The sequence below is a fragment of the Pararhizobium sp. genome (assembly GCF_965279435.1).
Lineage (GTDB): Bacteria > Pseudomonadota > Alphaproteobacteria > Rhizobiales > Rhizobiaceae > Pararhizobium.
On record NZ_CBDIHY010000003.1, the window covers coordinates 4,123,401 to 4,135,792 of the forward strand.

Here is a 12,392-nt window from a genome sequence, read left to right on the forward strand (position 1 = left end):
CTCCCAGTGAGCGCAAATCCCATCGCGCTTCGATTAACCAAACCTTTCAGATCGTGGTTAATAAACACTGAACATGCTCCTCCCGAGAATTAACTAGTCGAGGATGGGCAGGGCTTCCCGGGCATAAAAAAAGCCCGGAAAACCTTGGTTTTCCGGGCTCCTCAATTTCAACGCGATCAAACTAGAAAGTTAAATGCAGTCGCGGAAGAGCTGCTTGGCAGCATCGAACGTCAGTTCGACCGGATTGCCGCCCGCTGTCGGATCAACGATCGCCATTGCCGCCATCTCGTCGATGCGGTCCGTGCCGACACCGAGTGCCGACAGCTTGTCCGGCACGCCGAGGTCTTCGCGTAGCTTCAGTACATAATCGTAGAAGCCATCGAAACCGCCGGAAATTCCGAGATAGGCGGCAGCCAAATCAATTTTGTCTTCGATGGCCGGTCGGTTGAAGCGCAGCACCGGCGGCATGACGACGGCATTGGTCATGCCGTGATGGGTGTTGTAGATCGCGCCGACCGGATGCGACAGCGAATGGATGGCGCCGAGCCCCTTCTGGAAGGCGACCGCGCCCATTGCAGCTGCCGACATCATGTTGGCGCGGGCCTCGATATCCGTGCCGTCCTTGTAGGCGCGCGGCAGGTATTCCTTGACGAGGCGCAGGCCTTCCAGCGCGATACCGGCCGACATCGGATGGTAGAACGGCGAGGAATAGGCTTCCAGGCAATGGGCAAAGGCATCCATGCCGGTACCAGCCGTGATGATCTTTGGCATGCCGACCGTCAGTTCCGGGTCGCAAATGGTGATTGCGGGTAAGAACTTCGGATGGAAAATCACCTTCTTCGTATGGGTCTGCGAATTGGTGATGACCGAAGCGCGGCCGACTTCCGAACCGGTGCCAGCCGTGGTCGGCACAGCGATGATCGGCGCGATGCCCTCGACGCTGGCGCGGGTCCACCAGTCACCGACATCCTCGAAATCCCAGACCGGGCGGCTTTGCCCAGCCATGAAGGCGACGCATTTGCCGAGATCAAGGCCCGAACCTCCGCCGAAGGCGATGACGCCGTCATGACCGCCGGCCTTGAAGGCCTTGACGCCGGCATCGAGATTGACGTCGGTCGGATTGCTGTCGACATCGGCAAACAGCGCGCGGCCAAGACCGGCAGCCTCAAGGATATCGAGCGCGTTCTGGGTGATCGGCATCGGCGCCAGGCCACGGTCAGTGACCAGAAGCGGCTTTTTGATGCCGAGCGCCTTGCAATGATCGGCAAGCTCCTTGATCCGGCCGGCGCCGAACTTGATGGATGTCGGGTAGCTCCAGTTGGCTGTAATGGTCATCGTTCAGGCTTTCTTCAGATGGTAGGATTTCGGGCGGGTCAGGTTCTGGAAACCGATGACCGACAGCGAGCCGCCACGGCCGGTTTCCTTGACGCCGGTCCAGCACAGCGCCGGATCGAGATAGTCGGCGCGGTTCATGAACACCGTACCGGTCTCGAGATCGTTGCCGATCCGGGCAGCACGTTCCGGGTCCTTGGTCCACAGCGAGGTGGTGAGGCCGTATTTGCAATCGTTCATCAAGGCGAGCGCTTCCGCGTCGTTCTTCACCTTCATGATGCCGACGACCGGGCCAAAGCTTTCCTCGGTCATCACCTTCATCGAGTGATCGACATCGACCAGAACCTGCGGGGCGAGATAAGCGCCGCCATCATCCTGCGGAAACAATTTTGGATCGACCAGCGCCTTGGCGCCCTTGGCAAGAGCTTCAGCAGTTTGCGCCCGCACTTCGGCGGCAAAACGCTTGTGCGCCATCGGCCCGAGCGAGGTTTCCTGCTCCAGTGGATTGCCGAGCTTATAGGCCGAGGCAAAGGCGACGGCCTTCTCGACGAAATCGTCATAGAGGTTTTCGTTGACATAGATGCGCTCGATGCCGCAGCAGCACTGTCCGGAATTGAACATCGCGCCGTCCATCAGTGTATCGACGGCCGCATCGAGATCGGCGTCTTCCATGACGTAACCCGGATCCTTGCCGCCCAATTCGAGGCCAAGCCCGGTGAAGGTCCCTGCCGCTGCCCGCTCGATCGATCGGCCGCCTTCGACCGAACCGGTGAAGTTGACGAAATCGAAGCTCTTGGCCGCAATCAACTGCGACGTGGTCGCATGATCGAGGAAGATATTCTGGAATACGTCTTCTGGAACGCCGGCCTCGACAAAGGCGCGCACCATGCGCTCACCGACCAGGATGGTCTGGCTGGCATGCTTGATAATCACGGTGTTGCCCGCCATCAAGGCCGGTGCCACCGTGTTGATCGCGGTCATGTATGGATAATTCCAGGGCGCGATGACAAAGACGACGCCATGCGCGACCCGCTCGATCCGGCGCTCGAAGCTGGCGCTGTCCTCGACAATGATCGGCGCCAGTGCATCAGCGGCAATCGTCGCCACATAGTTGGAGCGCTCGTTGAAACCGCGAAACTCGCCGCCATAACGGATCGGGCGGCCCATCTGCCAGGCAAGCTCCGGCACGACCTCGTCGACCATCTCGTTGAGGCGTGCAACACCGGCAAGCACCAGCTTGACGCGGTCCTCGATCGGCCGCTTGGCCCAGCTTTTCTGCGCCACACGTGCCCGCGCAACGGCAGCCGAAGCGACAACGGCGTCAACCGCTGGCCGTTCCGCGTAAACCTCCCCGTTCACCGGGGAAATGCATTGGATCATGGTCATGATCATCTTCCTGTTTTTAGGCTTTGAAAAATACTGGATGCCACGCACCGGCCGATGGCCTGCCCGTGGCAGATAGAGTGCGACTGCACCCGAAATAAGGCGTTACGCCCGCTCAAACCCTCTCGCCACTTCCCAATCCGTAATGCGGCGATCGTATTCTTCCTGCTCCCATTCGGCAGCGCGGGTATAGTGTTCGATGACGTCTTCGCCAAAGGCATTGATCAGCATCTTGGAGCCACGCATGACCTCAGTAGCATCGCGCAATGTGCGGGGAATTTCGCGGATGTTCTTGCCACCGTATGCGTCGCCGACGAACGGTGCTTCCAGTTCCATCTTGTTCTCGATCCCGGCGATCCCGGCAGCAATCAGGGCGGCCATTGCCAGATAGGGATTGAGATCGGAGCCACCGACGCGGCATTCGATGCGGATTGCCTTGGTGCCCTCACCGCAGAGGCGATAACCGGCAGTACGGTTGTCCTTGCTCCAGACGGCCTTGGTCGGAGCGAACGTACCGGCCACGAAGCGCTTGTAGGAGTTGATGTACGGCGCAAGGAAATAGGTAATTTCGCCGGCATGGTTCAAGAGCCCGGCCACGTAGTGCCGCATCATCTCCGACATGCCGTATTTGGCGTCCTTGTCGAAGAATTTCGAGTTTTTGCCGTCAACGCTCCAGAGCGACTGGTGAATGTGCGACGACGAACCGGCGGCGTTGTAGTTCCACTTCGCCAAGAAGGTGATCGCCTTGCCCTTGCTCCAGGCAATTTCCTTGCAGCCATTCTTGATGATCACGTGCCGGTCGGCCATGGTCAGCGCATCGGCGTAGCGGACGTTGACCTCTTCCTGACCGGCTGACGCCTCACCCTTGGTGTTCTCGACGGGAATACCAGCCCCCTGAAGGCCATTGCGGATCGCCCGCATGACGTCCTCTTCCTTGGTGGTCTGGAAGATGTGGTAATCCTCGTTATAGCCGCTGACCAGTTTCAGGTCGCGGTAGCCGCTTTCGCGGGCATTGTCATAGGATTGATCGAACAGGAAGAATTCGAGCTCTGTCGCCATGAAGGCCTTCAGGCCCATGGCCTCCAGCCGTGCGACCTGCTTTTTCAGGATGGCGCGCGGCGAATGCGGCACTTCCTTGTGGGTGTGATGGTCGAGCATGTCGCAGAGAACCAGCGCCGTGCCTTCAAGCCATGGAATGCGGCGAAGCGTCGAAAGGTCGGGCTTCATCGTGTAATCGCCGTAGCCGGTCTCCCAGCTCGTCGACTTGTAGCCGTTGACTGTCTCCATCTCGAGGTCGGTGGCCAGGAGATAGTTGCAGCTATGGGTCTCTTCCCAGGCGCCATCGACGAAGAACTGCGCATGAAAGCGCTTGCCCATCAGGCGTCCCTGCATGTCGACCTGGCATGCCAGAACCGTATCGATGCGGCCTTCGGCAACATCCTTCCTCAACTCTTCTAACGAATAGCTCGCGCTCATTGCAAAAATCCCGTGCTTGATCATAACGCTGCCTTTTGCGGCAACGTCTGCTGGACGTCTGGCAGAAGCCACATGAGCGCGGCTTCTGCCTTGTCTTCATTGGATCACTTCTGTCCAACCGCCTTTTCGGCAGCCGCGATTTCAGCGGAGCGACGCGCAACTTCGTCGCCGATCGGCGGGCCCTTGAAACGGCGGCGTTCAAAGCCGAACCAGACAATACCGGTCAGAACCAGGAAGCCGACAGTTACGTAAAGAGCCGGAGTGTTCGGAGGCTGGACGCCGAGCACGAAGATCAGGATCATGGCCAGGATCGTCAGTACGGCAAACAGCTTGAAGACGCCTTCGCCGAGATTCCACGGGCCCATCTTGTCCCACTTCGACGTACCCCAGGCAAACAGGCCCAGCGTGATCGGGATCGCGAAGGAGAAGAACAGGAAGATGACCGTGCAGGAGACGACGATGGTGTAAACCGGCGTCTCGCCGATCGTCACAAGCGACGAGCCCCAGACGAACAGCACCGCAAGGATCGAGCCGGTCCAGATGGCAGCAACCGGTGTACGGTAGGTCGGGCTGACCTTGGCCAGAGCCTTGGAAGCCGGCAGGCCGCCATCACGCGAGAAGGCGAAGATCATGCGCGATACCGATGTCACCGTCGCCAGGCCGCAAAGCCATTGGCTGACCAGGATGGCGAGGTAGAGGATATCCTTGATGGTCGAATTGACCTGCGTGTCCATTGCCCAGAAGAACACGTTCCAGCCCTGCTTGGCAGCCTCATCCATGCTGGGGAGCAGCAAAACGAAGCTGCACAGCATGATGTAGCCGAACAGAGCCGACCACAGAACCGACGAGACCATGCCGCGTGGAACCGAGGTTGCCGCCTTGACGGTTTCTTCCGACGTATGGGCCGAAGCGTCATAACCGGTGATTGTATAGATCGGCAGGAGCAGGCCGAGCAGGAAGACCCAGATGCCCGAGGTTGCCGGCCAGACATTGCCGCCAGCTTCGCCCGAATAGTTGGAGAAGGTGAACAGGCGGCTGAACTCGTAGGTATCTGCCGCCGCCAGGCACACGACCGAAAGCGCAATCGCTGTGGCAAAGATCAGATAACCGGAAAAGTCCGTCAGCTTGGCCGTCAGGCCGATGCCCATGTGGTTGACGATCGCCTGCGCGCCGGTGATGACCACCAGGAACAGGATACGGATGGTCGTGGTGTCTTCCAGACCGAAATACGGTGTGCCGAAAGACCCCATGAAGAAGTAATAGGTGCCGACATTGATGGCGCCGAGAACCGTGACGAGGCCGAGCAGGTTGAACCAGGCGGTGACCCAGCCGGTGAACCGATTGCCGAGGATGGAACCCCAGTGATAGAGGCCGCCTGCCGTCGGATAGGCGGAGCTGATCTGTGCCATGGCAACGGCAAAGACGAGAGAAACGAAGCAGCCGAGCGGCCAGCCGATACCGATCGCGGCGCCGCCCGCACCCGACGTTGCCTGGGCGAGCGAGTTGATGCCGCCGGAGAGAATGCAGATGATCGAGAAGGAAACGGCGAAATTCGAGAAAGAGCTCATGCGCCGTTCGAGTTCTTGCGCATAGCCCATCGAATGGAGGACCTTCATGTCCTCATGTTTATCATTATCTGAATAGTCTGACATGTTTTTCCCCTGTATCAGCCAGCCTCCGGCGGTATTGCCAGATGCCGAAATGCCAGTGTGTCCATGGAAGCCCATGGACCAGTCTCCGCGGACATGCCGCTCCCCAGGTCTTTTTATTGCGACAGTGCATTAAGGCTTTCGCCCAGAATGCCTGTCAGATAATCGGCCATGACCTTTTGGCCGATTTCATTTGAAACGAGATCATTGCGGATCTCGATCATTACGTTGAGCAGGCCATTGTTCAAGCCATGCTGGATCAGAGTATGCGTCACACCGTCTGCCGGTCCATAGGGCTCGTTGCGGCGCACCGCATAGGGTGCTGTTTTCCCGGCAGCAGCCAGCATCGCATCGGCCAGACGGCTATCCTCGTCATGCAGGATACCGATTTCGACGTCGCGCTGCTTGCCGTGATAAACCGGTGTGAACGTGTGCATTGTGATCAGGACCGGCGGACGTCCGGCGGCCTTGCGTGTGGTGATGAAAGTCGACAGCTGATCACGGAACGGCACATAAAGCGCATCCGTCCGTGCCAAACGCTCGGCAGCGGAAATGGACGCATTTCCGGGTATTTCAAAGACTTCACTGACGGCTGGCATCGCCGCATCTGCTTCCGGCGGCCGGTTGCAATCATAAACCAACCGTGAAAAGCGCTGATAAATCAGGGCCGCATCGAGGCTTTTGACCAAAAGCTGCGAGACGGCGAGCGCGCCTGGATCCCAGGCGATATGGCTTTTGAGTGCGTCTTCGGAAAGCCCAAACGAACCCATCTTTTCCGGAAGGCGGCGCGAGGCGTGTTCGCAGACCAACAGCACCGGGCTCAGCGCCTCCGGGTTTTCCACTGCTACGGGCGATCCATCCGCCTCTGTCAAAAGTCCCGTCAACTCCGGTCCCCTTCCGGTTGCCTGTTCGGCACCACGCGTATCCCCGGCAGGCTGGAAGCCCCTGAAATCATACGTGGAAGCAAGTCACGGGCAGCCGGTGGTTTTCCCCAACGCACGCTTGGCTGCCAATACTGAAAAGAATTCTTCACGTTTTGACCGGTGTCAACCGGAATCTGAAACGATCTCTTCAAAAAATCAATTGACTCGAATTGTGACAGCGATGTTTACTCTGTCACAAAGCTGGCAAAGACCAGTTTAGGGGATGAATTTTGACCAATACCGCAGGCACCATGACGGTGTCGGATGTGATCAACGCCCATTTTGCCGTGCTTACCCGCGCGGAGAAACAATTGGCAGCGACGCTTCTCGACAACTATCCGGTTTCCGGACTCGGCAGCATCACGACTGTGGCCGAGAATGCCGGCGTGTCGACGCCGACGGTCGCCCGCATGGTGCAGAAGATCGGCTTTCGCGGCTTCCCGGATTTCCAGTCGCGGCTTCACCAGGAACTCGAAGCGACCATTTCCAACCCGATCAGCAAACACGACCGCTGGGCGGCCAATGCGCCGGGCACGCATATCCTCAATCGTTTCGCCGATGCGACGATGAACAATTTGCGCGCGACCTTGGCGCAACTGGAGACTGCCGAGTTCGACGGCGCCGCTGCGATGATCGCCGACCGCAAGCGCAATATCTATCTCGTCGGCGGGCGCATCACCCGCGCCCTTGCCGATTATTTCTTCACCCATCTCCAGGTTATCCGCTCCGGCGTCACCCAGATCGCCTCCAATTCCAGCTCCTGGCCGCATTACGTGCTCGACATGAAAAAGGGCGACGTCCTGATCATGTTCGATATCCGACGCTACGAACAGGAGATGGAAACGCTGTCGCGCATCGCCCGCGAACGCGGCGTCGAAATCATCCTGTTCACCGACCAGTGGAGTTCGCCCATCGCCAAGTCGGCGCGGCGCGTCTTCCGCATCCAGATTGAGGCACCTTCGGCCTGGGACAGTTCGGTCGTCACCTTGTTTGCCGTCGAAGCGCTGATCGAGGCCGTGCAGAGTTCCATCTGGGACGAGACGCATGACCGCATGAAAACGCTCGAAGGCCTGTTCGATTCAACGAGGCTTTTTCGAAAGCCGCTTTAGGAGGAGCCAGTGGTACGGAGCATGGCGTGGGGATGCCATGCTCCGTGATTTGGGAATGCAACAGACGACGTCGGCACCCGGCCGGACATAAATTTGAAAATGAAATGAAGGTGTTCCGCCTGCGAACGTCTGGTCGCAAAGGAGACAACACCTGTCACATAAGCTTCATAGGACCCCAGTATCAGCTTCATCGAAGTTGACTGATAAACCACAAGGAGAAGACCAGTGATTTCACACATGCGCCGCCTGCTTTCGCTTTCGACCGCCATGGTCATGGCATCGACTGCCATCGCCGCTGCTGAGCCAAGCGCCGAACTGATCGCCGCTGCCAAGGCAGAAGGCACCCTGACGACCATCGCCCTGCCCCACGACTGGTGCGGCTATGGTGGCGTCATCGAAGGCTTCAAGGCCAAGTACGGCCTGACCGTCAACGAACTGAACCCGGACGCCGGTTCGGGCGACGAAATCGAAGCCATCAAGGCCAACAAGAACAACAAGGGCGATCAGGCTCCTGACGTGATCGACGTCGGCCTTTCGTTCGGCCCGTCCGCCAAGGCCGAAGGCCTGATCCAGCCGTACAAGGTTGCAACCTGGGATTCGATCCCGGACACAGCCAAGGACGCTGACGGCTACTGGTACGGCGATTACTACGGCGTCATGGCCTTCGAAGTGAACAAGGACCTCGTCAAGGAAAGCCCGAAGGATTGGGCCGACCTGTTGAAGCCGGAATACGCCAACATGGTGGCTCTCGCTGGTGACCCGCGCACCGCAAACCAGGCCATCTCCGGCGTTTTCGCAGCCGGCCTTTCGGGAGCCGGTGGTGACGTTGCCAAGTCCGGTGAAGCTGGCCTTGCTTTCTTCAAGGAATTGAATGCCAAGGGCAATTTCGTTCCGGTCATCGGCAAGTCTGCTCCGCTCGCTCAGGGCACGACCCCGATCATCCTGCGTTGGGACTACAATGCACTGTCCGACCGTGACACGCTTGCCGGCAACCCGCCGGTCGACGTCATCATCCCGGCTTCGGGCGTTGTTGCCGGCGTCTACGTCCAGGCGATTTCGGCCTATGCTCCGCATCCGAACGCTGCAAAGCTGTGGATGGAATACCTGTATTCCGATGAAGGTCAGCTTGGCTGGCTGAAGGGCTATTGCCATCCGATCCGCTTCAATGATCTTGCCAAGAACAACAAGATCCCGAAGGAACTTCTCGACAAGCTGCCGCCGGCCGCTGCCTATGAAAAGGCCGTGTTCCCGACGCTCGCCGAACAGGAAGCCTACAAGGAAGTCATCACCAAGGGCTGGGATACAGTCGTTGGCGCCAACGTACAGTAAGACTGTCGCAACAAGGCCTTCCCGCGACCGCGCGGGAAGGCTATTTTTCAATTTTCACAAGACGGTTTCGCGATGAGCGCCAACAGGGCCATTGATTTGAAGAAGAAGGCCATCGACTGGCTCGGCATCACGCCGTTCCTGTTGTTTGCCGTGATGTTCCTGATTGCCCCGACGCTCTATCTCGTCACCGGTGCCTTCCTCAATCCGGCAGGAGAGTTCACCTTCGAAAATATTGGCGGGCTCTTTACCGACAAGATTCTCGCCTCCTACTGGATCTCCATCAAGATCAGCCTGGCCTCCTCGATCGGTGGTGCTTTGATCGGCTTCTGGCTCGCATGGGCCGTGGTGCTCGGCGGCCTGCCTACCTGGATTCGCTCTTCGCTGCTTACGTTCTCCGGCGTCGCATCCAATTTTGCCGGCGTGCCGCTTGCCTTCGCCTTTCTGGCAACACTTGGCCGCACCGGTCTCGTCACGATGATCCTGCGCGACTGGTTCGGCATCAATCTTTATGCCTCCGGCTTCAATCTTCTGAGCTTCGTTGGCCTGACGCTGACCTACATGTACTTCCAGATTCCATTGATGGTGCTGATCATCACGCCGGCGCTTGACGGTCTGAAGAAGGAATGGCGCGAAGCTGCGGAAATCCTCGGCGCGACCAATACGCAGTACTGGACCAAGGTCGCCATGCCGATCCTGTTCCCGAGCATCCTCGGCACGACGCTGCTTCTGTTCGCCAACGCCTTTGGCGCGATTGCGACGGCCTACTCGCTGACCGGGTCGACGTTCAACATTGTGCCGATCCAGCTCTACGCCCAGATCCGCGGCGACGTTCTGCACAATCCCAATCTCGGTTACGCCCTGGCGCTCGGCATGATCGTCATCACTGGCATTTCCAACCTCATCTACATCTGGCTACGCATGCGTGCCGAACGGTGGCAGAAATGAAGACACAAAAAATCGGCGCCTGGCTCGCGATTTTCTTCGGTGCGTCCTATTTCATCGTGCCGCTGATCGCCACGTTCGAATTCTCACTGCGCATGCGCCGCGGCGAATATTCCTTCGATGCCTATCGCTCCGTCTTTTCGGACGTCCAGTTCCGCGAATCCTTCAGCTACTCGATCGTCATGGCGATCCTGACGATCATCTTCGGGGTGCTTCTGGTCGTACCGACCGCCTATTGGGTTCGCCTGCGTCTGCCGCAGATGCGGCCGGTGGTCGAGTTCATCACGCTGATGCCGCTGGTCATCCCGGCCATCGTCATCGTCTTCGGCTATCTGCGGATCTACAACTCGTCTTCGTACATCCCGTTCACCGGATCGGCGCGCGGCACAGACGCGCTTTTGATGTTCTCGTTCATGACGCTGTCGCTGCCCTATATGTACCGCTCCGTCGATACCGCCATGCGCACCATCGACGTCGGCACGTTGACCGAGGCGGCCCAAAGCCTGGGCGCCTCCTGGCCGACCATCATGTTCAAATGTATTTTCCCCAATGTCATGAGCGGCGTTCTGTCCGGCGCCTTCATCACCTTTGCCATTGTCATCGGCGAGTTCACCATGCCGTCGCTGCTCAACCGGCCGGCCTTTGGTCCCTACCTGCAGCTGATCGGCGCCAACCGCGCCTATGAGCCGCCGGCACTCGCAGTCATTGCGTTTGCCATCACCTGGGGATGCATGTTTCTACTGCAGCTCGTTTCCCGTTTCAGCAAATCGGCTCCTTCCAAGCCATAAGGTATTGATCGTCCATGTCCTTTCTCGAACTCGCCGGCATTCAGAAGAGCTTTGGCCCCGTACAGGTGGTCAAGGATTTCGACATGACCATCGAAAAGGGAGAATTCGTCTCCTTTCTCGGACCGTCAGGCTGTGGCAAGACGACAATTCTGCGCATGATCGCCGGCTTCGAGACGCCGACGGCTGGAACGGTCATCATCAACGGCCGCAACCAGAATGAGCTGAAACCGAACCAGCGCAATATCGGAATGGTCTTTCAGGCCTATGCGTTGTTTCCGAACATGACCGTACACGACAATGTCGCCTTCGGTCTGAAAATTGCCGGCATGGAAAAATCAGCCGTCGATGCCCGCGTCAAGGAAATGCTGGGCCTGATCCATCTCGACCATCTGGCCGATCGTTATCCCTACCAGATGTCCGGCGGCCAACAGCAGCGTGTGGCGCTTGCCCGCGCCTTGGCACCCAAGCCGCAGGTGCTGTTGCTCGACGAGCCGCTATCGGCGCTCGACGCCAAGATCCGCGTGTCGCTGCGCGAAGAAATCCGTGCGATCCAGCAGCAGCTTGGCATCACCACGGTTTTCGTGACCCATGATCAGGAAGAAGCCCTGTCGATTTCCGACCGCATCGTCGTCATGAACGGCGGACGCGCCGACCAGATCGGCACGCCGTTCGACATCTACAACAAACCGGCCACCCGCTTCGTCGCCTCCTTCGTCGGAACGCTAAACCTGATCGAAGCCAAGGTCGTCGATCCCGCCACCAACCGGATCGTCATCGGTGATCAGGAGATCACGCTGCGCGAGCCGCTCGGCTCGATTGCTAAGGCTGGCGACAAGGTTTCGCTGGCACTGCGCCCGGAAGCGGGATCGATCGCCGAAGGCGCCAAGGGCGATACCGCGCTCACCGGCGCAGTCGTGTCCTCGAACTTCCTCGGCTCGGTCATCCGCACCCGCATGAAAGTCGGCGACGCCGTCATCTCGTTCGACATGTTCAACGCGCCGGGCCTGTTGCCACCAGCAGTCAGCGAGATCGCCACGCTGCGCTTTACGGCAAGCGACCTGCTCATCATCCGCGAATAACGGCAACACCGGCAAAAATATGTTTCAGGCGACGGATTTTCAGGAAAAATCTGTCGCCTTTTTCATTGTACGCGTCGCTCGCCGCATTTGACGCCCGCTGCCCAATCCTTATAGTTGGTCTCGCACGTTCTCAGGGCGGGGTGAAACTCCCCACCGGCGGTAACGGGAAGCAATTCCCGGAGCCCGCGAGCGCTTCATGTTCCTATGTTCGCATAGAGGTATGAAGGTCAGCAGATCCGGTTGAATTCCGGAGCCGACGGTTAAAGTCCGGATGAAAGAGAGCAAGCAGACTAAGTGGCACCTTATGACAAGGGGTCGCTGTGCCTGCGTGTTCGCCCAAGGGGATCATTGAAAAATGGCAACCTTGAAAGGCCAGACTGAC

Annotated in this window: 10 protein-coding genes and 1 riboswitch; of the genes, 5 read left to right on the plus strand and 5 right to left on the minus strand. The window is 58.7% G+C overall.

Going from position 1 to position 12,392, the window contains the following annotated elements; genetic code table 11:
- Positions 1 to 189: 189 nt before the first annotated feature.
- From ACQY8Q_RS25755 to ACQY8Q_RS25775, 5 genes are all read right to left on the minus strand, one after another.
- The gene (locus ACQY8Q_RS25755; RefSeq protein WP_428429344.1) at positions 190 to 1,335 is read right to left on the minus strand and encodes an iron-containing alcohol dehydrogenase; all 1,146 of its coding nucleotides are present in this window, start codon (positions 1,333 to 1,335) and stop codon (positions 190 to 192) included.
- Positions 1,336 to 1,338: 3 nt separating this feature from the next.
- Positions 1,339 to 2,718 carry an aldehyde dehydrogenase family protein gene (locus ACQY8Q_RS25760; protein ID WP_428429346.1) on the minus strand — a complete coding sequence of 460 codons (1,380 nt, stop codon included), beginning with the start codon at positions 2,716 to 2,718 and terminating at the stop codon, positions 1,339 to 1,341.
- Positions 2,719 to 2,820: 102 nt separating this feature from the next.
- Positions 2,821 to 4,191 carry a glutamine synthetase family protein gene (locus tag ACQY8Q_RS25765; RefSeq protein WP_428429348.1) on the minus strand — a complete coding sequence of 457 codons (1,371 nt, stop codon included), beginning with the start codon at positions 4,189 to 4,191 and terminating at the stop codon, positions 2,821 to 2,823.
- Positions 4,192 to 4,295: 104 nt separating this feature from the next.
- The gene (locus tag ACQY8Q_RS25770; RefSeq protein ID WP_428429350.1) at positions 4,296 to 5,843 is read right to left on the minus strand and encodes an amino acid permease; all 1,548 of its coding nucleotides are present in this window, start codon (positions 5,841 to 5,843) and stop codon (positions 4,296 to 4,298) included.
- A gap of 113 nt (positions 5,844 to 5,956) precedes the next feature.
- Entirely contained in the window at positions 5,957 to 6,724 is a 768-nt protein-coding gene (locus tag ACQY8Q_RS25775) for an N-formylglutamate amidohydrolase (protein ID WP_428429352.1), read from the minus strand.
- 290 nt (positions 6,725 to 7,014) lie between these two features.
- Between ACQY8Q_RS25775 and ACQY8Q_RS25780 the strand changes: the two genes are divergently transcribed.
- The 5 genes from ACQY8Q_RS25780 (at position 7,015) to ACQY8Q_RS25800 (ending at position 12,010) form a co-directional block, all read left to right on the plus strand.
- Positions 7,015 to 7,872 (plus strand): MurR/RpiR family transcriptional regulator, encoded by an 858-nt coding sequence (locus ACQY8Q_RS25780; RefSeq protein WP_428429875.1) that lies wholly within the window; start codon positions 7,015 to 7,017, stop codon positions 7,870 to 7,872.
- Between the two features lie 225 nt (positions 7,873 to 8,097).
- Entirely contained in the window at positions 8,098 to 9,201 is a 1,104-nt protein-coding gene (locus tag ACQY8Q_RS25785) for an ABC transporter substrate-binding protein (RefSeq protein ID WP_428429353.1), read from the plus strand.
- A gap of 72 nt (positions 9,202 to 9,273) precedes the next feature.
- Positions 9,274 to 10,146 carry an ABC transporter permease gene (locus ACQY8Q_RS25790; protein ID WP_428429354.1) on the plus strand — a complete coding sequence of 291 codons (873 nt, stop codon included), beginning with the start codon at positions 9,274 to 9,276 and terminating at the stop codon, positions 10,144 to 10,146.
- Positions 10,143 to 10,931, plus strand: a complete 789-nt coding sequence (locus ACQY8Q_RS25795) for an ABC transporter permease (RefSeq protein WP_428429355.1) — start codon at positions 10,143 to 10,145, stop codon at positions 10,929 to 10,931. Before ACQY8Q_RS25790 ends, ACQY8Q_RS25795 begins: the two co-directional genes overlap by 4 nt.
- Before the next feature lie 14 nt (positions 10,932 to 10,945).
- A complete protein-coding gene (locus ACQY8Q_RS25800) occupies positions 10,946 to 12,010 on the plus strand; it encodes an ABC transporter ATP-binding protein (RefSeq protein WP_428429356.1) in 1,065 nt (354 codons plus the stop codon).
- Between the two features lie 122 nt (positions 12,011 to 12,132).
- Positions 12,133 to 12,297: riboswitch (FMN riboswitch) on the plus strand.
- Positions 12,298 to 12,392 lie beyond the last annotated feature (95 nt).